Origin of the sequence: Serratia sp. Ser99 (genome assembly GCF_024519545.1) — a bacterium.
Taxonomy (GTDB): Bacteria; Pseudomonadota; Gammaproteobacteria; order Enterobacterales; family Enterobacteriaceae; genus Serratia; species Serratia liquefaciens.
This window is the reverse complement of the sequence record NZ_JALJRT010000013.1, coordinates 22,601-46,230: the sequence shown is the minus strand read 5'-3', so window position 1 is coordinate 46,230 and position 23,630 is coordinate 22,601. Positions and strand designations below refer to the sequence as shown.

Here is a 23,630-nt window from a genome sequence, read left to right as displayed (position 1 = left end):
CGTAAATCAATAAAATTGCTCGAATAACCCCTTTCTCCCCGCTGTTCAAATCGTGCTATGCTGACGCTCCACATTTTCTCCATTTTGTTATATACCCTATGAATTTCAAGTTGCAGCCAGGCGGCCGGCGCGCTCATCCTCAGGTAAATCATGAGATGATCGAGTGCAGGTAACAACGCTGCGGTCTGAAATACGACGGGTATTACGTACTCGTAAGTAGAATATAACCATGCGGTCTACACACAAGATAGCGGCTGGAGTACTCGGCATCCTGTTGTCGTTTGCTTCCCCGGCCGGCCTGGCAAGTTTGTTGTCGGAAGACAGCGCCGTTAAATCCGAATATATGGAAGCGCAGCGCGACAGCGAGGTTTATTCGCTGATTGGCGAACACGTTATTCCGGTCGGCGAAGTGAAGCAGGGGCAGCTGATTCAGGTGTTCCCGGCGGATGCGGAGTATTACGAGTTCAAATTCGGTCACGGCACCGGGTTTATCGATAAAGACGATGTGCGCGATCTTAAAAAATCGCGCAAGGTGAAGGACGATCTTGGCGAGCTGAATAAGCCGCTGACCAACCAGAACCTGATCACTCAAAAGGCGATCAACGTCTATACCGATGCGGATAACGCCAGTGATGTGTTTGGCGTGCTGGAAGAGAATCTGCGCTACCCGATTATCGGCAAGCTGAAGGATCGGCTCAACAATACCTGGTATGAGATCAACATTGGCGATCGTTTGGGTTATGTCAGTGAGCTGGACTGCGAGATCGACACCGGTATTCCGGTGCTGACCTACCATCACCTGCTGAAAAACGAAGAGAACAAGCGTTTCCGCCATACCTCGACCACCACTTCCGACGTGGCGTTCAGCAATCAGATGACTTACCTGAAGCAGGCGGGCTACGACACGATTTCCCTGTATCAGTTGGAAGCCTATCTGAACAACCAGATCAACCTGCCCGGCAAGGCCGTGGTGCTGACGTTCGATGACGGGCTGAAATCGGTCTACCGTTACGCTTACCCGGTATTGAAGAATTACGGCTTCCGCGCCACGGCGTTTATTATTTCCTCACGCATCAAGCGCCACCCGCAAAAGTGGAATCCTGATTCGCTGCAGTTTATGAGCATTTCCGAACTGAAGCAGATCCAGGACGTGTTCGACGTGCAGTCGCATACGCATTTCCTGCATCGTACCGACGGCAATCGTCAGCCGATCCTGCTGAGCCGTTCGCTGCACAACATAGAATTCGATTTTGAGCACTCGCGCCGCGCGCTGTCGCAGTTTAATCCGCATGTGCTGTATGTGTCATACCCGTTTGGCGGCTATAACCAACGGGCGATACAGGCGGCGAAGGATGCCGGTTTCCATATGGCGGTGACCACGGTGCAGGGCAAAGTGAAGCCGGGGGACAACCCCTATACGCTGAAGCGGTTGTACATTCTGCGTACCGACTCGATTCAGACCATGGCGGACAGAATCGCTAACAAGCCGGGAACGCTGGTGGTGCAGTAATCAGGAAGAAACGGGCGCCGACGGCGCCCGTTGTGACTTTTAGGCGACCTGAACCGGCACGGCTTTCGCCTTGCGCTGCAGGTTATTGTCGCCTTCGAAGTAGGCCACTTTCGGATGGTGTTGACGGGCATCGGCATCGCTCATCTGCACGTAAGAACAGATGATCAGCTTGTCGCCGACGCAGGCGCAACGCGCTGCCGCCCCGTTGACCGAAATAATGCGCGAGCCGCGTTCGGCGGCGATGGCATAGGTTGAGAAACGCTGACCGTTATCAACGTTATAAATATCGATAGCTTCATATTCCAGAATGCCTGCGGCCTCCAGGAAGTCCTGATCGATGGCGCAGGAGCCTTCATAGTGCAAGTCGGCCTGAGTCACTTTCACCCGATGCAGCTTGCCTTGCAGCATAGTACGTATCATAACTTTACCTAACTGAGTATCCGCCTTCACAGGCGATTGAGGTTGAACATCCATCCGGCGTTTATCGTCACCGATAAGTCCCTCCATGTCTACTTTCAGAGGGGCTGTAACAGTGACGACTGCACAAAAAGTAGCTTACAGCGTCAGATCAACCTGCTGGTTGTCAATCAAGCGCGCCTTGCCCAGCCAGGCGGCCATCAGCACCACTGCACGTTGGCTTTCCACGCCCAGCGGTTGCAGGCTGTCGGCGTCACGGATAAACAGTTCGTCCGGTGTGAAACCAGCGCTGTGCAACTGAGAGGCGGTGTGTTCCAGCAACTCATCGACATGCCGTTCGCCGTTGCTGAGCTGTTCTGCCAGCGCATTCATGATTTTGCTGAGTTGAGGGGCGATTTTACGCTCTTCGGCAGTCAGGTAGCCGTTGCGTGAACTGAGCGCCAGGCCATCCTTAGCGCGTACGGTAGGCACGCCGACGATGTCGATGTCGTAACCCATGTCCGCCACCATTTTGCGGATCAACGCCAGTTGCTGATAATCCTTCTCGCCAAAACAGGCCAGATCCGGCTGCACCAGGTTGAACAGCTTGCTGACAATGGTCGCGACGCCGCGGAAGTGGCCCGGACGGCTGGCCCCTTCCAATATGGAGGATAGGCCAGGTACGTCGACATAGGTTTGTTGCTCCAGCCCCTGAGGGTAGATATCGGCCGGCGCGGGTGCGAACACCAATTCTACGCCGCGACGGGTCAGCTTCTCGCTGTCCTCTTGCAGGGTGCGCGGGTAGCGCGCCAAATCGTCAGGGCGTTCGAACTGCATTGGGTTGACAAAAATACTGACCACCACGACATCGGCACGTGCACGTGCTTCATCGACCAGCGTCATATGGCCTTCGTGCAGGTTGCCCATGGTCGGCACCAGCGCGATGCGTTTACCCTCTTGACGCCAGCGGCGGATCTGCTGACGCAACAGAGGCAGGGTTTCGATAATTACCATTCCATAACTCCTTGATAGGCTATTTTGCTTGCCTGTTTGCGATTGGGCAGTGCTCGTTCTCCTCACGTACTAGGTGTACGCTCTGGGAACTGCGCGCTGGCCGCACTCAACCAGGCAGCGCCAATCACGCCTATTTAAACCATGCCGTTAATTAAATGAGTGCTCTTCAGCGGGGTAAATTCCTTGCTCCACGTCCTGAATATAGTGTTGCACCGCCGAGCGGATATCGCCGCTTTGCGCCAGGAAGTTTTTAGCGAATTTAGGCGTGTGGCCGCCGGTGATGCCGAACGCGTCGTGCATCACCAGGATTTGGCCATCGGTGGCATTGCCGGCACCGATGCCAATCACCGGAATGGTCAGTTCTTCGGTGATCTTACGCGCCAATTCGGTTGGCACGCATTCCAGCACCAGTAGCTGCATGCCGGCCAGCTCCAGATTTTTGGCATCTTCCAGCAGTTGCTTGGCGGCAAGCTCATCACGGCCTTGCACTTTGTAGCCGCCAAACACGTTAACGGATTGCGGTGTCAGGCCAAGGTGGCCGCACACCGGCACGGCACGTTCGGTCAGCATTTTCACCGTTTCGCACAGCCAGCTGCCGCCTTCCAGCTTCACCATGTTAGCACCGGCCTGCATCAGCTCGGCGGCATTGGCACAGGCCGATTGTGGCGTGGCGTAACTCATAAAAGGCATATCGGCCAGCAACAGACAGGCTGGCGCGCCGCGGCGGACGGCGCGAGTATGATAGGCAACGTCGGCGACGGTGACCGGCAGCGTGGAGTCGTGGCCCTGCAGCGTCATCCCTAGCGAGTCGCCTACCAGCAACACTTTAACGCCTTGCTCTTCAAACAGTTTGGCAAAGCTGGCATCGTAGGCGGTGAGGGAAGCAAACTTGCGTTGTTCCTGCTTCCACTGGCGCAAATGGGTCACGGTGGTGGGTTTCATCACTACGTCTCCTGAATAGGGCCGAGCGGTATGCGCAGGGCCCTGGCTGCAAAAAAGTGCTGTCATTCTACTGTAACCCTAACGGGGTGGGTAGCGCAGATCATCATGCTTAAGAGCTTCTTAAGAACCTTGTGGTGTAATGGGCGGCAATGGCTAAAAAAGGACGCACATGCGAATTTTGCTGATAGAAGATGACAAGTTAATTGGCGACGGCATCAAGGCCGGTTTGACCAAACTCGGCTTTAATCTGGACTGGTTTACCGATGGTCTGGTGGGGAAAAACGCGCTGGAAAGCGCGCCTTACGACGCGGTTATTCTCGATCTCAGCCTGCCGGGTCTCGACGGTTTGGATCTGCTGCGACAGTGGCGGCAGGCTGGTCATGACGTGCCGGTGCTGATCCTCACTGCGCGTGACGCGTTGGAGCAGCGGGTCAGCGGCCTGCAGAGCGGCGCTGACGATTACCTGTGCAAGCCTTTTGCCCTGGCGGAAGTTGCGGCTCGCCTGCAGGCGTTGATCCGCCGTCGCCACGGCCAACTGATGCCGCAGCTGGTGCATGGCAATGTGGTGTTTGACGCCGCCACCCGCAGCGTGAGCTGTAACGGTGGACCGGTCACGCTGACGCCGCGTGAGCTGGCGGTGCTGGAACTGTTTTTGCACAACAAGGGGCGGGTGCTGGCGCGGCCGCTGATCCAGGAAAAATTGTACAACTGGGATGATGAGGTCAGTAGCAACGCGGTAGAAGTGCATATTCACCACCTGCGACGCAAGTTGGGCAATAGTTTTATCCGCACCATTCACGGCGTGGGTTATACCCTGGGGGATGTGCCGTGAAACATCTTAGTCTGCGGTTGCGGCTGATCCTGATCTTCAGCCTGCTGGCATTATTGACCTGGTGCTCCGCCAGTTTGGTGGCGTGGATGATGACGCGCAACAACATCAACGAAGTGTTCGATACCCAACAGATGTTGTTCGCCAAACGCCTGGCGACCGCCAATCTGGGGGATCTTTTGGCCGACGAAAATGCACGCAGCCTGCCGAAAACCAAGAAGCTGGTGCATCACGGTAAACGCGGTGAGCAGGATGACGACGCGCTGGCGTTCGCCATTTTCGACCGTAACGGCAAGATGTTGCTCAATGATGGCGAGAACGGGGCGGATTTCCTGTTTGATGGTGAGCGAGAAGGCTTTACTGATGGTGAACGCAAAGGTGATGACGACAGTTGGCGGCTGCTGTGGCTGACCAGCCCGGACGGGCGTTATCGCATCGTCGTGGGGCAGGAGTGGGACTATCGACGCGATATGGCGTTGGGCATGGTGACCGGGCAACTGGTGCCCTGGCTGGTGACGCTGCCGATCCTGATGCTGCTGATTGCCTTGATGGTCGGGCGAGAACTGAAGCCATTGCGCACGGTCGCCGCTGGACTGCGCAAGCGCGCTCCGGATGACGCCACACCGCTGGACGCGCGCCAGGTACCTACTGAAGTGCGTCCGCTAGTGGATGCGCTTAACGCGCTGTTTGCCCGCATTAATGCGCTATTGGTGCGTGAGCGGCGCTTTACCTCCGATGCGGCCCATGAGCTGCGCAGCCCGCTGGCGGCGCTGCGGGTGCAGACGGAAGTGGTGCAACTGGCGGGTGATGACGAACAGATGCGCGAGCATGCGCTGGAAAACCTGACGGTGAGTATCGATCGCGCAACCCGGCTGGTGGATCAGCTGCTGACGCTTTCGCGGCTGGATTCACTGTCTGATCTGGCCGAACTGGAAGGGGTCGACTGGGGGCAACTGGTGCCGATGACCCTGGCCGAACAGGATCGTCATGCCCATGCCGCAGGTGTCACGCTGCGCTATGAACAACAGGGCACACCACCGCCGTTACAGGGACAAGCGCTGCTGCTGTCGCTGCTGGTGCGCAATCTGGTGGATAACGCAGTGCGTTACACGCCGGCAGGCGGCACCGTCACGGTGAAGCTGACAGAGCGGATGCTGAGGGTCGAAGACGATGGTCCGGGCGTGACGGAGGAGCACCTGACAAGGCTGGGGGAACGTTTTTATCGCCCACCAGGGCAGGAACAAACCGGCAGCGGGCTGGGATTATCCATAGTGCAACGTATCGCCAGTTTGCACGCTCTGCGCGTCAGTTTTGCCAATCGGCCGGAAGGGGGATTTGTCGCGCAGGTGGTGCTGTAAGGGCGCCGTATATGAACTGCGCCCGACGCTGGCGTTTACTTGGGTTTATGCCACAGTTCCATGCCGTTTTCCGGCACGCGCTTCAGGCAACTGGTCAGCGACTCGCCGTCCGGGAAAATCAGGTCAGGGGCGATTTCCGCCAGCGGGTAGAGCATGAACTCGCGTTCTTTCAGGCCGTAATGCGGCACCGTCAGGCGATCGGTATGAATAACCTGATCGCCGTACAGCATGATGTCTAAATCGAGGGTGCGTGGGCCCCAGCGCTCATCTTTGCGCACGCGGCCCTGATTGCGTTCTATCGCCTGGGTATGATCCAGCAGCTGTTCCGCGGGCAGCAAGGTATCCAGCGCCACCACCGCATTGAGAAAGTCCGGCTGGTTTTGCGGCCCCAGCGGCTTGGTGCGGTAAAACGAAGAACAAAGGATCAACCGGGTGCGCGGGAGATGCTCCAGCGCTTCCAGTGCGGCCTTGACCTGTTGCAACGGGTGCGCCAGGTTACTCCCCAGCGCGATATAAACGCGGATCATTATTCCCCTTCTTTACGCGGCGTCCGACGGCGAGGGCGGCGTTGACGCGTGCGGCGCGGCGCCGGATCGTCACCCAAGGTACTCAACATGTTCTTTTGGCGCGCCGGGGTGGCTTCCTGGAACTCGCCCCACCATTCGGTCAGACGCAACATCTCCTGGTTTTCTTCCACTTCGGCACGCAGCGCCAGCAGATCGTAAGCGGCGCGGAATTTCGGGTGTTCCATCAGCTTGTGCGCGCGCTTGCCCTGGCGGCGAGACAGACGGAGCTGCAACTGCCAGATATCGCGAACCAGCGTGGTAATGCGTTTCGGGATCGCCAATGAACGGCATTGCTCGTCCAGCACGTCATTCATGGCCAGTGCGAAGGCGTCGTAGTACGCCAGACCGCTTTCCTGCGCCAGTTTCTGCGCATGTTCCAGCAGCGGATACCAAAGCATAGCAGCAAACAGGAATGCCGGATTGACGCGCATGTCGTTTTGCAGACGGTAGTCGGTGTTCTTCAGCACCTGAACCAGAATACGCTCCATTGGCGTGTCATGGGTCGGGGTGAAGTGACGTGCGATCTGCGGGAACAACGGCTGGAACAGCTGGTATTCACACAGCTTCAGATAGGTTGGGTAACCGTAGCCTGCCTGCAGCAGTTTCAGCGACTCTTCAAACAGGCGCGCCGGTGGGATCTCATGCAGCAGCGAGGCCAGACGCGGGATCGGCTCGGCGGTTTCGTCACTGATGGTCATGTCCAGCTTGGCGGCAAAGCGCACCGCACGTAGCATGCGCACCGGGTCTTCACGGTAGCGGGTTTCCGGATCGCCGATCAGACGAATCACGCCCTGCTTCAGGTCGCGCAGGCCGTCGACGTAATCACGCAGGGTGAAGTCCGCCACGCCGTAATACAGGCTGTTGATGGTGAAGTCGCGACGCTGAGCATCTTCTTCGATCGAACCGAAGATGTTGTCGCGCAGCAGCATGCCGTTTTGGGCCTGCTGGGAAGAGTTTTTGTCAGAATCCGGCGTTTGCTGTTCGTGGTGGCCACGGAAGGTGGCAACCTCGATGATTTCCGGCCCGAACATCACGTGCGCCAGACGGAAACGGCGGCCCACCAGGCGGCAGTTACGGAACAGCTTGCGCACTTGCTCCGGCGTGGCGTTGGTGGTGATGTCGAAATCTTTCGGTTTTTTGCCCAGCAGCAGGTCACGTACACCGCCGCCGACCAGATAAGCTTCGAAGCCGGATTTATTCAGGCGGTACAGCACCTTCAGCGCGTTCTCACTGATGTCTTTACGTGAGATGGAATGCTGATCGCGGGGGATAACGGTCATTGGGCCGGTTCCCTCTGCGGCAGGAAAAGGTGGGCGTTTACGCGGTGCCTGCCGGCGGGCAGGAGTATCTCTGCCGCGATCGGCGGAACGTTGCTGCGGCGCAGACGGCTTCGCAGCCACCGCGCTTTCTTCGCGGACTACGTTTGTATCGCTGACCGGCGCATCGTCACGCGGCAGCTTGTCATCGCGGGTTAGCACCTTACGGCAGAAATTGGCTACTCGGGTAAAAATGGTACACCTCGATAGTGTCTGAAAAAAATGGCGCTAACAAAAAATAGCGGCTAATCATAGCTCACCATGGCTCTTTTGAGAATGCTGATGTGTTTTCGTCCAGGGGAATAGCCTCCTGACGCGGCACATCATCCAGCTTCCAGTGTGCGATCGCCCAGCTCAATAATAACGGCAGGTCAAGATCTTGCCAGCTTTCCGGCAGCGGTTGGCGCAGAAACTTCAGTGCGGCAACCAGCACCGGGCGCGGATCGCCTGTGGGCAGCGCGGGCGCATGGTTTTGCTTCGACAATTTGATGCCGTTGGCACCCAGCGCCAACGGCAGATGAACATAGGCGGGCACCTGCGCCTGTAACTGACGGTACAACGCAATCTGACGCACGGTAGGTTCGATCAGATCGGCGCCGCGCACGATTTCGGTCACGCCCTGAAAATTGTCATCAACCACCACCGCCAGGTTATATGCGAACAGCCCATCGCGTCGACGGATAATAAAGTCTTCCCGCGCCAACGCCGGATCGGCCTGCAATTCACCCTGCAGGCGATCGTGAAAGGCATAAACCGGGCTGGATTGGCGCAAACGGATGGCGGCGCCCTGCGGGCCGAGATTCAAAGCACGGCAATGACCATCATAAAGACCGCCAATCTGCTGGATACGACTGCGGGTGCAGTTGCAGAAATAGCTCAGTCCCTGCTGATGCAGGTGTTCCAGAGTGGCGCGGTAAGCTTCGTGACGTTGGGATTGATAGATGACCTGGCCGTCCCAGTGGAGACCATAGTGTTCCAGAGCGGATAAGATACGATCGGCCGCACCGGCGACTTCGCGCGGGGGATCGATATCTTCAATGCGAACCAGCCATTGCCCGTGTTGGGCACGAGCCTGGAGGTAGCTTCCCAGAGCGGCAATCAGCGAACCAAAATGCAGATCCCCGGAAGGCGATGGGGCAAAGCGCCCCACATAATGTCTTTCTTGCATATCAGAGGGGAAACTTTCCCTTTTCTCTGTGCGGCGCACACTGACGCGCACGCCGCAGCGATAACAACTGTATTAGCCGGCCATCTGCTTTTCGCGGATTTCGGCCAGAGTCTTGCAGTCGATGCACAAATCGGCAGTCGGACGCGCTTCGAGGCGACGAATGCCAATCTCCACGCCGCAGGATTCGCAGTAGCCGAAATCTTCGTCTTCTACTTTTCGCAGCGTTTTCTCGATCTTTTTGATCAGTTTGCGTTCGCGATCGCGGTTACGCAGTTCAAGGCTGAATTCTTCTTCCTGAGTGGCACGGTCGGCCGGGTCAGGGAAGTTTGCTGCCTCATCCTGCATATGCGATACAGTACGGTCCACTTCATCCCTGAGCTGGTTGCGCCATGCTTCAAGAATGCGCTTGAAATGCGACAACTGGGCGTCGTTCATGTACTCTTCGCCCGGCTTCTCTTGGTACGGCTCCACCCCAGCGATGGCGAGAATGCTCAAGGACGAGGTTTTACGGGTTTGCCCTTCTTGCATGTTGCTTCTCCTACATACACACGCACTATCGAATCCCCAATGCGGGGGAAAAACAGGCCGCTATAAATACCAGATGGGGAGTAGGTTGGCAATTATTCCTGTCGCCTGCTTGACAATGGTGTGAAGGAAGGCGTATTTGGCGATGCGATAACCGGTAGTCGGATTATTTGTACCCGGTCAGCGCTAATCGATAAAAAACGGTAACTTATCGCAGAGAGATATACCGTCAGGTGATAATTTAGCCCCATAACAAACCACTTCTACGCCCAACTGCTGAACCTGTGCCAACAGTGCCGCATAACGCTCATCTATATGATGTGCCGGTGCGACCTGCTCAATACCGCTATGTAACACAGCAAAGAACAATACCGCCCGTTGCCCGCTTTCAACCACGCTTTGCAACTCACGCAAGTGTTTCTGTCCTCTGAGCGTTACCGCATCAGGAAAGTAACCACGTTGTTGTTGCAGTAATGTGACTGACTTAACTTCAATATAGCAGTTGGCTCGATTTTCTGCCTGTAATAACAAATCGATACGGCTATTTTCACTGCCATATTTTACTTCGCTGCTGATTTTACTGTAACCGGATAATTCATTGATTAGATTCTGTTCGATTGCCTCGCGTACCAGCCCATTGGCACGCAGGGTATTTACGCAGATCCAATCCCCCTGTTGGGTATGCGTCAGTTCCCAGCTGTGGGCGTATTTGCGTTTGGCATTATCCGAGGTGGAGTACCAAACGGTGTCGCCGGGAGTCGCACAGCCGGTCATAGCCCCGGTATTGGCGCAGTGCAGCGTGAAGGTTTCCCCTTCTGGCGTGACGACGTCCGCCAGAAAGCGTTTGTAACGTTTAATCAGCGTGGCATGGCGCAGGGGGGGCGTAAAAATCATGGGGTGTCCTGAGGGGCTAAGGGCCATTGTTCAAGCATCTGATAACGCGTGCGGCCGTTTTCAAAAACTGACTGGTATAAGGCGAATTCGTTGGCGCTGAAGTGCCAGCCCGGCGTTGCGGGCGGTATGGCGACCGGCTGGGTCGCGGAGCGCAGCAGGGTGATATGCGGATGAAACGGCATTGGGCTTTGGTAGCAGCCGCTGCGCGCCGCCTGCGAGCGCAGCAATTCCGCCAGTTGCAACAGCCCACGTGGTGCGCGCCGGGTGCCAAGCCAAACGACGCCGGGACGCGGCCAGTGACCGAGATCATCGAGCACCATGCTGAAACCGGGCTGACTGATGCGACCGGCCAGTTTTTTCAACGCCGTTTCTTTCTGCGCCGTGACGTCGCCGAGAAAGGCCAGCGTCAGGTGCAAATTGGCGGCCGCGACCGGCCGACCGGCTTCCGGCGTAAAGGCATCGGCACGCCAGCGGATCACCTGCTGCTGCAGCGCATCAGGCAAGGTCAGGGCGAAAAACAGGCGGCGCGAACTGGACATAGATACCCGGCAAGTAAATGAAACGCAGAGTCTAATGCTACAATGTGCGCCGTCTAATGTTAACCACTACGGAGAGTTCTGTGTCTTCACTGCCCGTCAGCGCGGTTCTTGATGAATTGCTTACTGCGCTGCAATCCGCTCCGCAGGTTCTGCTGAATGCGCCGACCGGCGCCGGTAAATCGACCTGGCTGCCATTGCAGATCCTGGCTAAAGCCGGATTGCCTGGCCGCATTATTATGCTCGAACCCCGGCGGTTGGCGGCGAAGAACGTGGCGTACCGGTTGGCGCAGCAGTTAGGGGAAGAGCCCGGTCAGACCGTGGGCTACCGCATGCGCGCCGAAAGCAAAAGCGGGCCGGAGACCAAGCTGCTGGTGGTGACCGAAGGCATTCTCACCCGCATGCTGCAGCAGGATGCCGAGCTGCAGGGCGTTTCGCTGGTGATCCTCGACGAATTCCACGAGCGCAGCCTGCAGGCCGATTTGGCGTTGGCGCTGCTGTTGGACGTACAACAAGGGCTGCGCGACGATCTGAAACTGCTGATCATGTCGGCAACGCTGGATAATGCCCGTTTGGCGCAGCTGTTGCCACAGGCACCGGCGGTGGTATCTGCCGGGCGCAGTTTCCCGGTCGAGCGCCAGTATCAGCCTCTGGCCAGCCACCAACGGCTGGAGGACGGCGTGGCGGCGGCGGTGAAGCGCCTGCTGTCTGAGCAAACGGGGTCGCTGCTGCTGTTCCTGCCCGGCGTGGCAGAAATCAACCGGGTGCTGGAGCGGTTGAACGGTGAAGTGGCGGCCGATACCGAACTGTGCCCACTGTACGGCGCTTTACCGCTGGCGCAGCAGCAGAAGGCGATTCAACCGGCGCCGACCGGGCGCCGCAAAGTGGTGCTGGCGACCAATATTGCCGAAACCAGTCTGACCATCGAAGGTATTCGGTTGGTGGTGGACAGTGGGTTGGAACGCGTTGCGCGTTATGACGTGCGCAATGGCCTGACGCGGCTGGTGACTCAGCGAGTCAGCCAGGCGTCGATGATCCAGCGTGCAGGCCGTGCCGGGCGTCTGGAACCGGGCATCTGCTGGCATCTGTTTGCCAAAGAACAGGCTGAACGGGCGGCAGAGCACGCCGAGCCGGAAATCCTGCAAAGCGATCTCGCTGGTTTTTGGCTGGAACTGCTGCAATGGGGTTGCCATGACGTTGGGCAACTGACCTGGCTCGACCGTCCGCCGGAAACGGCGCTGGCCGCCGCAAAAAGGCTATTGCAGCAGCTTGGCGCCACCGATGACGCCGATAAGCTCACGGCGCGGGGCCGACAAATGGCTGTTCTGGGCTGTGAGCCGCGTTTGGCGGCGATGCTGACCCACGGCGCAGAACTGGGGGCAGATGGGTTGGCGACGGCCGCTGCTTTGGCTGCGTTGCTGGAGGAACCCCCACGCGGCGGGCAGATGGATATCGGCTACTGGCTGAGTCGTCCGCAGCCAAATTGGCAGCGCCGCGCTACACAGCTAGCTCGCCGTCTGCAGGTGAAAGCGGGGCGGATTGATGTCGAACTGGCACCGCGGCTGCTGGCATTGGCGTTTACCGATCGCATTGCTCAACGACGGGGGCAGGATGGCCGGTATCTGCTGGCCAACGGCATGGGCGCGGCGATGAATCAGGATGAAGCATTGTCACGTGCCCCCTGGCTTATCGTGCCAAGCCTGCTACAGGGGTACAACAGCCCCGATGCGCGTATTCTGCTTGCGTTGCCGGTGGAAATTGATGCACTGGCGGCGCAGTTGCCGGCGATGGTTTCCCAGCAAACGGCGGTGGAATGGGATGAAGAAAAGGGCACTTTACGTGCCTGGAAACGCCAGCAAATTGGTCGTCTGACGCTGCGTGCTCAACCGTTGGCCAAGCCGGCGGACGAAGAGCTGCAGCAGGCATTGATTAACTGGGTTCGCGCTCAGGGAATAGCGGTACTCAACTGGGATACCGCCGCCGAACAGCTGCGGCTGCGCTTGCAGTGTGCGCAAAACTGGTTGCCGGAGGCCGCCTGGCCGCCGGTCGACGATGAGTCGCTGTTGGCCTCGCTGGAGCAGTGGTTATTGCCGTCGCTCGGTGGCGTGCGGGACATGCGCGGATTAAAACAGGTGAATATCGCCGAGGCTTTGGCGCGGTTGCTGAACTGGCAGCAAAAACAGCGGCTGGATAATGCGCTACCCACTCATTACACTGTGCCGACCGGCAGCCGCTTGCCCATCCGTTATGATGCCGGAAAACCTCCGGCGCTGGCGGTGCGTTTACAGGAAATGTTCGGTGAACAGCGCAGCCCGATGTTGGCCGAAGGTCGCATCCCGGTGGTGCTTGAGTTACTCTCACCGGCGCACCGGCCGTTGCAAATTACCGGCGATCTGGCGGCGTTCTGGCAGGGGGCTTACCGGGAAGTGCAAAAAGAGATGAAAGGGCGCTACCCGAAACACGTGTGGCCGGACGATCCGGCGAATACCGCCCCGACGCGGCGCACGAAAAAATATCAGTAGCCTCGTCATATTTGACGCCGCATCTGTGTTGGCTGTGTTCACTTACCCGAATCACTTACTAGAGTAAGCTCATCGGGATAAGCTCTCTCACCGCGTTACTCGGCAGAGCCTCGCCCCGTTGGGGCCAGCGCAAGCGCTGTTCAACAAAACCGTTGGTTTTGTTGTGATGCAACGCCAATTATTTAGAAGAAGAATTCAGATGTTTCTTCTGTTCAGCGGTCTGGCGCCGCGACAGATTAAGCGACTCATAATGGCCGGCAGTGCCGCCAAGTCTGGAGAACAACAGCAATGGCTGGGGATGACCGCGAGCCCATCGGGCGCAAAGGGAAACAACCAACACGCACCGCGTCGCGCAAGCCGCCGCGCCGTCGTCGAGATGACGATTACGATGATTACGAGGAAGACGAGTACCAGGATGACGATGATGATTATGAAGACGAGGAAGAACGCATGCCGCGTAAGGTAAAAGCGACTCCGCCGCGTAAAAAACGCCGTTGGCTCGGCCTGCTGATCAAACTGATTCTGGTGGTTGCCGTGCTGTTGGCGATCTACGGCGTGTACCTGGATTCGCAAATCCGCAGCCGCATTGACGGCAAGGTCTGGCAGTTGCCGGCGGCGGTTTATGGCCGCATGGTCAACCTGGAACCGGGCATGCCGTACAGTAAAAAGGAAATGGTCAATTTACTCGAGGGCATGCAATACCGCCAGGTAAGCCGCATGACGCGCCCGGGTGAGTTTACCGTGCAGGCCAACAGCATTGAGTTGCTGCGTCGTCCGTTTGATTTCCCGGACGGCAAAGAAGGGCAGATCCACGCGCGTCTGAATTTCCAGAACAACCGTCTCGCGAATATCGAGAACATGGAAAACCAGCGCAGCTTCGGCTTCTTCCGTCTCGATCCGCGTCTGATCACCATGTTGCAGTCGCCGAACGGCGAACAGCGGCTGTTCGTGCCGCGTGCCGGTTTCCCTGACCTGCTGGTGGATACGCTGATTGCCACCGAAGACCGTCACTTCTATGAGCATGACGGTATCAGTCCTTACTCCATCGGTCGTGCGGTGCTGGCTAACCTGACCGCCGGACGTGCGGTGCAGGGCGGCAGTACCCTGACGCAGCAGTTGGTAAAAAACCTGTTCCTGACCAACGAGCGTTCGCTGTGGCGTAAGGCCAACGAAGCCTACATGGCGTTGTTGGTGGATTACCGTTACAGCAAGGATCGCATCCTTGAGCTGTATCTGAACGAGGTTTATCTCGGCCAGAGCGGCAACGATCAAATTCGCGGCTTCCCGTTGGCCAGCCTGTACTACTTCGGCCGTCCGGTGGACGAACTGAGCCTGGATCAGCAGGCGCTGCTGGTGGGCATGGTCAAGGGCGCGTCGCTGTATAACCCTTGGCGTAACCCGAAGCTGGCGCTGGAACGTCGTAACCTGGTGCTCAAACTGTTGCAGAACCAGGGCGTTATCGACGGTGAACTGTACGACATGCTCAGCGCTCGTCCACTGGGCGTGCAGCCGAAAGGTGGGGTGATCACACCGCAGCCGGCGTTTATGCAGATGGTGCGTCAGGAGCTGCAAGCCAAGCTGGGCGACAAGGTTAACGACTTGTCCGGGGTGAAAATCTTCACCACGCTGGATCCGGTGTCGCAAGATGCGGCGGAAAAAGCGGTTGAAGACGGCGTACCGGCCCTGAAGGCGGCTCGTCATGTTCAGGATCTGGAAGCGGCGATGGTGATTGTCGATCGTTTCAGCGGCGAAGTTCGCGCCATGGTCGGCGGTGCCAACCCGCAGTTTGCCGGGTTTAACCGTGCCATGCAGGCGCGTCGCCTGGTCGGTTCACTGGCCAAGCCGCCAACGTACCTGACCGCGCTGTCTGAGCCGGACAAATATCGTCTGAACACCTGGCTGGCGGATCAGCCGCTGACGCTGAAATTGTCGAACGGCACCGTCTGGCAGCCAAACAACTATGACCGCAAGTTCCGTGGGCAGGTGATGCTGGTGGATGGCCTTGCCTTTTCACTCAACGTACCGACGGTAAACCTGGGTATGTCGGTTGGCTTGGATCAGGTCAGCGCAACGCTGCAGCGTTTGGGCATTCCGAAAGCTGAAATCAATCCGGTGCCTTCGATGCTGCTCGGCGCGATTGGCCTGACGCCGATGGAAGTGGCGCAGGAATACCAGACCATTGCCGGTGGCGGTAACCGTGCTCCGCTGTCTGCGGTGCGTTCGGTGATTGCTGAAGACGGCTCAGTGCTGTACCAGAGCTTCCCGCAGGCGGAACGCGTGGTACCGGCACAGGCGGCTTACCTGACGCTGTATGCGATGCAGCAGGGCGTAGCGCGCGGGACTTCCCGCTCATTGTCGGTGAAATTCCCCAACTACAATCTGGCGGCGAAAACGGGTACCACCAACGACCTGCGCGACAGCTGGTTTGCCGGTATCGACGGTAAAGAAGTGGCTATCGCCTGGGTAGGACGCGATAACAACGGCCCAGCCAAGCTGACCGGTGCCAACGGTGCGCTGACGCTGTATCGCCGCTATCTGGAGAACCAGACGCCGTTGCCGCTGATGCTGCAACCGCCGGAAGGTATCAACCAGATGACTATCGACGGCAGCGGTAACTTCGTCTGTGGCGGCGGTGGGCGTACCATTCCGGTATGGACCGATAATCCGCAGGGGTTGTGCCAGGCGAGTCAGGCCGCTCAGCAGCAACAAGAGCAGCAGCAACAGCCAGCGGGCGAACAAAAAGATGCTGACGGCGTTGCCGGCTGGATCAAGGACATGTTCGGCAAATAAGCGACCTTGCTTGTCACCGCTCAGGTGAAAAGTTTTTCTTTATTATTAAGCCCGTAACTTCCCGTTGCGGGCTTTTTTATTTCTCTGCGCAGTTTATTTCCACCTGCTTGATGTGGCTAAGCGGTTAATCGCACACCAATTTACCGGCCGAATTCGACTTGCAGTTTAATTTAGCTTCTGCATAAAATGCCGCGATTATAATAATTATTATCGTTTACATTCGTTATCAAATAATTCATCAGAGAAACCACCTATGTCGACCAAGCGTCTTCCTTCCGCGGCCAAGCAGAGCCGTTCTCACGTCAGTGGGTTAGCGATGACTATCGCTGCCGCCCTTGGCACGCTGGCTATGCCGGCATTTTCCGCCGATACCAAGTCCGCCGCCAAGGAAGAGACCCTGACCGTGGTGGGCAGCAGCCAATCGCAGCAGGAAAACGCTTGGGGACCGGTAGGGACCTACGCGGCCAAACACAGTGCCACCGGTACCAAAACCGACACGCCGATTGAAAAGACTCCGCAGTCGGTTTCCGTCGTGACGCGTGAAGAGATGGATATGCGCCAGCCGGATACGGTAAAAGGCGCACTGGCTTATACGCCGGGCGTGATGGTGGGCAACCGCGGCGCCTCTACCGCTTATGATGCCGTAAATATTCGTGGTTTCAGTTCGGTAGGTACCAACATGTACCTGGATGGGCTGAAGCTGCAGGACGATAACTATTCCATTTACCAAATTGACCCTTACTTCCTGGAACGTGCGGAAGTGTTGCGTGGCCCTTCGTCGGTGCTTTATGGCAAGAGCAACCCGGGCGGGGTTGTCGCCTTGGTCAGTAAGCGGCCGACCACGGAAACCCTGCGTGAAGTTCAGTTTAAAATGGGTACCGACAATCTGTTCCAGACCGGCTTCGACTTTGGCGGGGCATTGGATGATGACGGCATTTATTCCTATCGCTTGACCGGTCTGGCGCGAGATGAAGATCAGCAGCAGGTCGGTGAGAAGAGCAAACGCTATGCGATTGCGCCTTCTTTCAGCTGGCGGCCGGATGATCGTACGTCACTGACATTCCTCAGCAGTTTCCAGGATGACCCAAGCGTGGGCTTCTATGGCTGGCTGCCGAAAGAGGGGACGGTACAAAATGGGATTAACGGCAAGTTGCCGACCAGTTTCAACGACGGTGAGCCGGGTTATAACAACATCTCGCGTAAGCAACAGATGGTGGGATACGCCTTTGAGCATGGCTTTGATGATGTGTGGACCCTGCGTCAAAACCTGCGTTATTCCAAGATGGACGTGGACTACCGTTCTATCTATGGCCAGGGCATCAGCGCGACCAATCCTGCAGAGTTGACGCGTGGGGTGATGAACTCGAAAGAGCATTTGTCGAGTTTTGCAGTGGACACTCAGGCGCAGGCAAAGTTTGCGACGGCAGCGGTTGATCACACCTTGCTGATGGGTGTGGACTACATGCGTATGCGTAACGACGTCGTTTATCAGTATGGCAGTGCTTCTAGCCTTAATGTGGTGGCGCCGCAGTACGGCAATCAAAGCTATACCATTACCGGCGGCGCCAGTCAGGTTAACCGCCAAGAGCAGACCGGGCTTTACGTGCAGGATCAGGCCGAGTGGAACAACTGGGTACTGACCATGGGCGGGCGTTATGACTGGAGCGACACCAACAGCACCAACCGCCTGAAACAGAATTTGGTATCAAAACAGAAGGACAACGAGTTCACCGGCCGCGCGGGTTTGAACTATGTATTTGAAAACGGCATTGCGCCCTATGTCAGCTACAGTGAATCCTTTGAACCTACTTCAGGGACTGACTTTAGTGGCAATACCTTCGCCGCTTCCAAAGGCAAGCAGTATGAAGCCGGGGTGAAGTTTGCACCTAAAGATCGCCCTATTACTGCCAGCATTGCGATTTATCAGCTGACCAAAACCAACAATAAGGTGGCGGATCCCGATCCGGATCACTCGTTTGCTAGCGTGCTAGGAGGGGAGATCCGCTCCCGCGGGGTAGAGCTGGAAGGCAAAGCCGCACTGACGGCCAACGTCAACCTGCTGGGGTCTTATACCTACACGGATGCCGAGTACACCAAGGACACCACGCTACAGGGCAATACCCCGGCGGCGATTCCAAAACATATGGCTTCAGTGTGGGCGGATTACACCTTCCATGAAACCGCACTCAGCGGGTTGACCCTGGGCTCCGGCGTTCGCTATGTCGGTTCCAGCTATGGTGATGAAGCCAACACCTTTAAAGTAAAGGACTATACGGTTGTAGATGCGGCGATAAAATACGATTTGGCGCGTTTCAATCTGCCAGGCTCCTCGATTGGCATCAACGTGAACAACCTGTTTGATAAAGAATACGTCTCCAGCTGCTTTGCCACCTATGGCTGCTACTGGGGCGCTGAACGCCAGGTGGTCGCCACCGCAACCTTCCGCTTCTAATCGGATTACCGGGGTGGCGCCATGTCGCCCCGGACAGAGTAGGACCTATGCAGGATAAACACCTCAATCACGACGCCACCTTTACCCTGGACAGCGCCAGCTTTGCCGTTCCCGGCCGCGTGCTGCTACAACCCTTGTCGTTGACCTTTCCCGTGGGGAAAGTCTGCGGACTGATCGGCCACAACGGCTCCGGCAAATCGACCTTGCTGAAAATTCTCGGTCGCCACCAAAATCCAACCGCCGGTACAGCGCGGCTTAACCAGCAGCTGCTGAGCCAATGGGACAGCAAGGCCTTCGCACGTCAGGTCGCTTATCTCCCTCAACAATTACCCGCCGCGGAAGGGATGACGGTGCGCGAACTGGTGGCGATTGGCCGCTACCCCTGGCACGGCGCCTTGGGCCGCTTTGGCGTTAACGATCGCCAACAGGTGGAAGAGGCGATTGCGCTGGTGGGGCTGAAGCCGTTTGCCAACCGCCTGGTCGACAGCCTGTCCGGCGGCGAGCGTCAACGCGCCTGGCTGGCGATGATGGTGGCGCAAGACAGCCGCTGCCTGTTGCTGGACGAGCCGACCTCGGCGCTGGATATTGCCCATCAGGTTGAGGTACTGGCTTTGATCCAACGTTTGAGCCATGAGCGTGGCCTGACGGTGATTGCGGTGCTGCATGACATCAATATGGCCGCACGCTACTGCGACCATCTGGTGGCGTTGCGCGGCGGCGAGATGATTGCCCAGGGCACCCCGCTGGAGTTGATGCAGGGTGACGTGCTGGAGCAAATCTACGGTATTCCTATGGGTACGCTGCCGCATCCAAGCGGCGGCGCGCCGGTGAGTTTTGTCTACTGATGCCTGATTCTTCTGATTTTCATCATGATGCCGTTCGCCGTCGCCTGCTGACGGCCATGGCGCTGTCGCCCCTGCTGTTTTCCTTGCCGAGCCAGGCGGCGGCAACGCCACCCGATCTTGCGCGTATTGTGGCGCTGGAGTGGTTGCCTGTCGAGCTGCTGCTGGCGCTGGGGATCACGCCGCTGGCCGTCGCGGATATCCACAACTACAACCTGTGGGTAGAAGAGCCGAAAATGCCGGCGTCGGTGATCGACGTCGGTCAACGCACCGAACCGAATCTGGAATTGCTGCAGCAGCTGCGGCCCTCGCTGTTGCTGCTGTCGCAGGGATACGGGCCGACGCCGCAAAAGCTGGCCCCTATCGGCCCGACCATGAGCTTCGGCTTCAATGACGGCAGCGGCAAACCGCTGACGGTGGGCCGGAAGTCGTTAGTGCAACTGGCGCAGCGGCTGGGCCTTGAGGCACGGGCAGAGCAGCACCTGATCCAGTTCGACCGATTTATCCAGGATGCGCGTCAGCGGCTGCAGTCTTACAGCCGACAGCCGCTGCTGCTGTTCTCCCTGCTGGACACGCGCCATGCGCTGGTCATTGGCCAGAAAAGCCTGTTCCAGGAGGTGATGGACCAGCTTGGGATCCAAAATGCCTGGGAGGGGGAAACCAATTTCTGGGGTACGGCGGTAGTGGGCATTGAGCGCCTGACGGCGGTAAAAAATGCGCGCGCGATTTATCTCGATCACGGCAATCAGGCCATGATGGAAAAAGTCAGTTCTACCCCACTGTGGCAGGCATTGCCGTTTGTCAGGCAGAACCAATTGCGTCAGGTGCCGGCTGTGTGGTTTTACGGCGCGACGCTGTCAGCGATGCGTTTTTGCCATCTGCTGGAGCAGGCGCAGGAGAGTTATTCATGAGCGCACGCATTCGCGCATTACCGCTGACATTGCTGCTGTTACTGTTGGCGGCGGCGGGCGGCCTGACGATCTACAATCTGCTGCAACAGCTGCCCTGGGCACTGTGGGGACAGGCGCTGAGCGCGCCGAACATCGACGATGTGCGCCAAATGTTGTTCCACTACAGCCTGTTGCCACGGCTGTCGGTGTCTCTGTTGGCCGGTGCCGGCTTGGGGCTGGTTGGCGTACTGTTCCAGCAGGTGCTGCGCAATCCGCTGGCGGAACCGGCGACGCTCGGCGTGTCAGCTGGGGCGCAGCTTGGGCTGACTATTGCCACTTTGTGGATGTTGCCGGGCGGTGAGATGACCCGGCAACTGGCGGCAATGGCTGGCGCCATCCTGGTCGGCGGGCTGGTGTTCGGCGTGGCCTGGGGCAAACGTATGTCCCCGGTGACGCTGATCCTGGCCGGGCTGGTGCTGGGGCTGTATTGCGGGGCGGTCAACAGTCTGCTGGCACTGTTCAATTACGATCAACTGCAGGGTCTGTTCCTGTGGAGCACCGGTGCGTTAAACCAGCAGGACTGGAGCACCGCGCAGTTTATCCTGCCGCGCCTGCTGATTGCCGGGGTGTTGGCTGTGCTGCTGTTGCGCCCGCTGACCTTGCTGGGGCTGGACGATGGCGTTGCGCGCAATCTGGGTTTAGGGTTGTCGATGGCGCGTTTTTGCGCGCTGGCGGTGGCGATAATTTTCAGTGCGATGTTGGTGAATGCGGTAGGCGTCATTGGCTTTATTGGCCTGTTTGCACCGCTGATGGCAAAAATGCTGGGCGCGCGCCGTCTGGCGCATCGCATGATGCTGGCGCCGTTGCTGGGGGCGCTGCTGCTGTGGTTGACCGACCAGGTGATGATCTGGTTGACGCAGGTCTGGCGTGAGATCCCGACCGGGGCGGCAACGGCGCTGTTTGGTGCTCCGCTGTTGCTGTGGTTGTTGCCGCGGTTGCGCAGTGCCGCTACGCCGCCACCAATGAACCTGGGTGACAGGGTACCTGCCGAACGCGGTCATCTGTGGGGGTGGGCAGCACTGGCAGCGACGGTGTTGCTGGCCGGCATTGCCGTGGCATTGATGTTTGGTCAGAACTCCACAGGCTGGCACTGGAGCCAGGGCGCAGAGCTGGAGTCATTGATGCCGTGGCGCTGGCCACGCGTGCTGTCAGCGCTGGCTGCGGGTATGATGCTGGCGGTGGCGGGGACCTTGATCCAAAAGCTGACCGGCAACCCGATGGCCAGCCCGGAAGTGCTGGGTATCAGCTCCGGCGCGGCCTTTGGCGTGGTGGTCATGCTGTTTATCGTGCCGGGGGATGCCTTTGTCTGGCTGCTGCCGGCCGGGAGCCTGGGGGCAGCGGCGACGCTATTGGTGATTATGATTGCCGCCGGGCGCGGTGGTTTTTCCACCGAACGCATGCTGTTGGCCGGTATTGCGCTCAGCACGGCCTTTACCACCACCATTTTCTTGCTGCTGGCGAGCGGCGATCCGCGTATGGGCGGGTTGCTGACCTGGATTTCAGGTTCCACCTACTCGGTGACGCCGGAACAGGCGGTACGTACGGCGGCCATTGCTGCGCTGCTGATCGTGTTGGCGCCATTGTGTCGTCGCTGGCTCAGTATTCTGCCGTTGGGCAGTGCCACGGCCCGTTCGGTGGGGATTGCGCTGACGCCGGTGCGAGTGGTCATTCTGCTGCTGGCTGCTACGCTGACGGCGATGGCGACGTTGACCGTGGGGCCGTTGAGCTTTATCGGCCTGATGGCGCCGCATATGGCACGTATGTTGGGCTTCCGCCGTGCGTTACCGCAGATGGTGATAGCCGCGCTGTTGGGGGGCTTGCTGATGGTGTTTGCCGACTGGTGTGGCCGCATGGTGATGTTCCCGTACCAGATCCCTGCCGGGCTGTTGGCCACCTTTATCGGGGCGCCGTATTTCGTTTATTTGCTGCGTAAGCAAACCTCGTAACCGACGTCCTTCCTGCCGTTTCTATCCTCAAAGGCTCAGCATCGCTGGGCCTTTATTTTTTCGTATTTTCATACCATTGCAAAGCTTTGCGTACGGCTGCGCAGAACGGGTATTCAGTGTGGAAAGGGGGCTGAAATCTGAGGGGCGGTGCATATACTGCGCGCGGGGCTCAGGATCCTATCTCGAGTGCCCATACTCACGTTAACTTGGTGTACATAGTACATTTCGTGGTGTACTTTGTACCTTAAATGGAGAGGGTGCCAGTGAGTCATGCGCTAGTATTTATTGAGACCCCGACGTTTACGCGGCAGATCAAGCTAATAGCCACGGACGACGAGCTAAAAGAACTCCAGAAAGAACTCATCGAATCACCGGGTAAAGGCGATTTGATACAGAAAACCGGCGGGTTGCGGAAAGTCAGGATGGCAACAGGCCCCCAGGGAAAAAGGGGAAGTGCCAGAGTGATTTACTTTCTGGCGACCAAAGAGGTGATCTATCTGGTGATGGCCTATCCGAAAAGTATTAAAGACAGTCTGACCGATATGGAAAAATCAGAGCTGAAGACATTAACGAAATTGTTGAAAGATGAGGTGTGACATGAGCTTTTTTGACGATATGAAAACGTCTCTTGAAGAAGCTGTCGCCATTAAGAACGGGGTTAAGTCCCCTGCTAATGTTACGCGTTATGATATCGCAGATGTGAAGGCGATCAGGGCGCAGCTTAATGTTTCTCAGAGCGAAATGGCAAAGGTATTGGGTACCAGCGTTGATACCATTAAGAGCTGGGAAACCAAAAGACGTAACCCAACCGGGCTGGCTGCAAAAGTGTTGGCGGCGATCCAGGCTAACCCCGCTTTCTTCCGTGAGCTTGCCTCACACTAGACGATCTCCGGTGTTCTTATCCACGATGAAAGTGTCTGGGATGAGTAGATCATTACAGTCAAGTAAAGCCAGAAAATTGCTGGGTACACTTAAGCGCTAACAGCCAACTGTTGGCGCTATTTATTTTCATACCATTGCAAAGCTTTGCGTACGGCTGCGCAGAACGGGTATTCAGTGTGGAAAGGGGGCTGA

At 57.7% G+C, this 23,630-nt stretch carries 20 protein-coding genes; 11 read left to right on the top strand and 9 right to left on the bottom strand.

Features of this window, described 5'->3' with window-relative positions; genetic code table 11:
• Positions 1 to 229 precede the first annotated feature (229 nt).
• Positions 230 to 1,510, top strand: a complete 1,281-nt coding sequence (locus tag NR114_RS21430) for a polysaccharide deacetylase family protein (protein ID WP_048760038.1) — start codon at positions 230 to 232, stop codon at positions 1,508 to 1,510.
• A gap of 39 nt (positions 1,511 to 1,549) precedes the next feature.
• Here NR114_RS21430 and panD read toward each other — a convergent pair whose 3' ends face one another.
• The 3 genes from panD to panB form a co-directional block, all read right to left on the bottom strand.
• Positions 1,550 to 1,930 carry an aspartate 1-decarboxylase gene (gene panD, locus NR114_RS21425; protein ID WP_037416822.1) on the bottom strand — a complete coding sequence of 127 codons (381 nt, stop codon included), beginning with the start codon at positions 1,928 to 1,930 and terminating at the stop codon, positions 1,550 to 1,552.
• Between the two features lie 135 nt (positions 1,931 to 2,065).
• Positions 2,066 to 2,920, bottom strand: a complete 855-nt coding sequence (gene panC, locus NR114_RS21420) for a pantoate--beta-alanine ligase (RefSeq protein WP_234529036.1) — start codon at positions 2,918 to 2,920, stop codon at positions 2,066 to 2,068.
• A gap of 147 nt (positions 2,921 to 3,067) precedes the next feature.
• Positions 3,068 to 3,862 carry a 3-methyl-2-oxobutanoate hydroxymethyltransferase gene (gene panB, locus NR114_RS21415; protein ID WP_020828568.1) on the bottom strand — a complete coding sequence of 265 codons (795 nt, stop codon included), beginning with the start codon at positions 3,860 to 3,862 and terminating at the stop codon, positions 3,068 to 3,070.
• 169 nt (positions 3,863 to 4,031) lie between these two features.
• On the opposite strand from panB, the gene qseB reads away from it, so the two are divergent.
• Complete coding sequence (gene qseB / locus NR114_RS21410) at positions 4,032 to 4,694, top strand: quorum sensing response regulator transcription factor QseB (RefSeq protein ID WP_256814493.1); 663 nt, start codon at positions 4,032 to 4,034, stop codon at positions 4,692 to 4,694.
• A complete protein-coding gene (qseC, locus tag NR114_RS21405; protein ID WP_234529034.1) occupies positions 4,691 to 6,049 on the top strand; it encodes a quorum sensing histidine kinase QseC in 1,359 nt (452 codons plus the stop codon). The genes qseB and qseC overlap by 4 nt, the downstream gene beginning before the upstream one ends.
• A 35-nt stretch (positions 6,050 to 6,084) precedes the next feature.
• Here the strand turns inward: qseC and folK are convergent, their stop codons facing one another.
• The 6 genes from folK to thpR all read right to left on the bottom strand — a co-directional run bounded on the left by folK (position 6,085) and on the right by thpR (position 11,057).
• On the bottom strand, positions 6,085 to 6,576 hold the full coding sequence (gene folK / locus NR114_RS21400; RefSeq protein WP_046372659.1) for a 2-amino-4-hydroxy-6-hydroxymethyldihydropteridine diphosphokinase: 492 nt from the start codon (positions 6,574 to 6,576) through the stop codon (positions 6,085 to 6,087).
• Positions 6,576 to 8,126 carry a polynucleotide adenylyltransferase PcnB gene (gene pcnB / locus NR114_RS21395; RefSeq protein ID WP_071844533.1) on the bottom strand — a complete coding sequence of 517 codons (1,551 nt, stop codon included), beginning with the start codon at positions 8,124 to 8,126 and terminating at the stop codon, positions 6,576 to 6,578. The genes folK and pcnB overlap by 1 nt, the downstream gene beginning before the upstream one ends.
• A 61-nt stretch (positions 8,127 to 8,187) precedes the next feature.
• The gene (gene gluQRS / locus NR114_RS21390) at positions 8,188 to 9,099 is read right to left on the bottom strand and encodes a tRNA glutamyl-Q(34) synthetase GluQRS (RefSeq protein WP_234529033.1); all 912 of its coding nucleotides are present in this window, start codon (positions 9,097 to 9,099) and stop codon (positions 8,188 to 8,190) included.
• Positions 9,100 to 9,171: 72 nt separating this feature from the next.
• Positions 9,172 to 9,627 carry an RNA polymerase-binding protein DksA gene (gene dksA / locus NR114_RS21385; protein WP_020828563.1) on the bottom strand — a complete coding sequence of 152 codons (456 nt, stop codon included), beginning with the start codon at positions 9,625 to 9,627 and terminating at the stop codon, positions 9,172 to 9,174.
• Between the two features lie 183 nt (positions 9,628 to 9,810).
• Entirely contained in the window at positions 9,811 to 10,518 is a 708-nt protein-coding gene (gene sfsA, locus NR114_RS21380) for a DNA/RNA nuclease SfsA (protein WP_048760032.1), read from the bottom strand.
• Entirely contained in the window at positions 10,515 to 11,057 is a 543-nt protein-coding gene (gene thpR / locus NR114_RS21375; protein ID WP_020828561.1) for an RNA 2',3'-cyclic phosphodiesterase, read from the bottom strand. The genes sfsA and thpR overlap by 4 nt, the downstream gene beginning before the upstream one ends.
• Positions 11,058 to 11,113: 56 nt before the next feature.
• On the opposite strand from thpR, the gene hrpB reads away from it, so the two are divergent.
• The 8 genes from hrpB (at position 11,114) to nadS (ending at position 23,438) form a co-directional block, all read left to right on the top strand.
• Complete coding sequence (gene hrpB / locus NR114_RS21370; RefSeq protein WP_265178416.1) at positions 11,114 to 13,576, top strand: ATP-dependent helicase HrpB; 2,463 nt, start codon at positions 11,114 to 11,116, stop codon at positions 13,574 to 13,576.
• Positions 13,577 to 13,864: 288 nt separating this feature from the next.
• Positions 13,865 to 16,366 carry a bifunctional glycosyl transferase/transpeptidase gene (mrcB, locus tag NR114_RS21365; RefSeq protein WP_048760030.1) on the top strand — a complete coding sequence of 834 codons (2,502 nt, stop codon included), beginning with the start codon at positions 13,865 to 13,867 and terminating at the stop codon, positions 16,364 to 16,366.
• A 253-nt stretch (positions 16,367 to 16,619) separates the two neighbouring features.
• The gene (gene fhuA, locus NR114_RS21360) at positions 16,620 to 18,818 is read left to right on the top strand and encodes a ferrichrome porin FhuA (protein ID WP_116691766.1); all 2,199 of its coding nucleotides are present in this window, start codon (positions 16,620 to 16,622) and stop codon (positions 18,816 to 18,818) included.
• Positions 18,819 to 18,865: 47 nt separating this feature from the next.
• Entirely contained in the window at positions 18,866 to 19,663 is a 798-nt protein-coding gene (gene fhuC, locus NR114_RS21355) for a Fe3+-hydroxamate ABC transporter ATP-binding protein FhuC (protein WP_046372664.1), read from the top strand.
• Positions 19,663 to 20,571: a Fe(3+)-hydroxamate ABC transporter substrate-binding protein FhuD gene (gene fhuD / locus NR114_RS21350; RefSeq protein ID WP_046372665.1), complete on the top strand. Its 909-nt coding sequence runs from the start codon at positions 19,663 to 19,665 to the stop codon at positions 20,569 to 20,571. Before fhuC ends, fhuD begins: the two co-directional genes overlap by 1 nt.
• Positions 20,568 to 22,556 (top strand): Fe(3+)-hydroxamate ABC transporter permease FhuB, encoded by a 1,989-nt coding sequence (fhuB, locus tag NR114_RS21345; protein ID WP_256814492.1) that lies wholly within the window; start codon positions 20,568 to 20,570, stop codon positions 22,554 to 22,556. The genes fhuD and fhuB overlap by 4 nt, the downstream gene beginning before the upstream one ends.
• Before the next feature lie 263 nt (positions 22,557 to 22,819).
• Positions 22,820 to 23,152 (top strand): type II toxin-antitoxin system RelE/ParE family toxin, encoded by a 333-nt coding sequence (locus tag NR114_RS21340; protein WP_234529030.1) that lies wholly within the window; start codon positions 22,820 to 22,822, stop codon positions 23,150 to 23,152.
• 1 nt (position 23,153) lies between these two features.
• On the top strand, positions 23,154 to 23,438 hold the full coding sequence (gene nadS / locus NR114_RS21335; RefSeq protein WP_046372668.1) for a NadS family protein: 285 nt from the start codon (positions 23,154 to 23,156) through the stop codon (positions 23,436 to 23,438).
• Positions 23,439 to 23,630: the final 192 nt, after the last annotated feature.

Coding starts and splice junctions, on each gene's coding strand:
- fhuA (WP_116691766.1), top strand. CDS start 16,620: ATGTCGACCAAGCGTCTTCCTTCCGCGGCCAAGCAGAGCCGTTCTCAC.
- dksA (WP_020828563.1), bottom strand. CDS start 9,627: ATGCAAGAAGGGCAAACCCGTAAAACCTCGTCCTTGAGCATTCTCGCC.
- thpR (WP_020828561.1), bottom strand. CDS start 11,057: ATGTCCAGTTCGCGCCGCCTGTTTTTCGCCCTGACCTTGCCTGATGCG.
- NR114_RS21430 (WP_048760038.1), top strand. CDS start 230: ATGCGGTCTACACACAAGATAGCGGCTGGAGTACTCGGCATCCTGTTG.
- panC (WP_234529036.1), bottom strand. CDS start 2,920: ATGGTAATTATCGAAACCCTGCCTCTGTTGCGTCAGCAGATCCGCCGC.
- fhuB (WP_256814492.1), top strand. CDS start 20,568: ATGAGCGCACGCATTCGCGCATTACCGCTGACATTGCTGCTGTTACTG.
- hrpB (WP_265178416.1), top strand. CDS start 11,114: ATGTTAACCACTACGGAGAGTTCTGTGTCTTCACTGCCCGTCAGCGCG.
- sfsA (WP_048760032.1), bottom strand. CDS start 10,518: ATGATTTTTACGCCCCCCCTGCGCCATGCCACGCTGATTAAACGTTAC.
- fhuC (WP_046372664.1), top strand. CDS start 18,866: ATGCAGGATAAACACCTCAATCACGACGCCACCTTTACCCTGGACAGC.
- fhuD (WP_046372665.1), top strand. CDS start 19,663: ATGCCTGATTCTTCTGATTTTCATCATGATGCCGTTCGCCGTCGCCTG.
- folK (WP_046372659.1), bottom strand. CDS start 6,576: ATGATCCGCGTTTATATCGCGCTGGGGAGTAACCTGGCGCACCCGTTG.
- nadS (WP_046372668.1), top strand. CDS start 23,154: ATGAGCTTTTTTGACGATATGAAAACGTCTCTTGAAGAAGCTGTCGCC.
- panB (WP_020828568.1), bottom strand. CDS start 3,862: ATGAAACCCACCACCGTGACCCATTTGCGCCAGTGGAAGCAGGAACAA.
- panD (WP_037416822.1), bottom strand. CDS start 1,930: ATGATACGTACTATGCTGCAAGGCAAGCTGCATCGGGTGAAAGTGACT.
- gluQRS (WP_234529033.1), bottom strand. CDS start 9,099: ATGCAAGAAAGACATTATGTGGGGCGCTTTGCCCCATCGCCTTCCGGG.
- qseB (WP_256814493.1), top strand. CDS start 4,032: ATGCGAATTTTGCTGATAGAAGATGACAAGTTAATTGGCGACGGCATC.
- mrcB (WP_048760030.1), top strand. CDS start 13,865: ATGGCTGGGGATGACCGCGAGCCCATCGGGCGCAAAGGGAAACAACCA.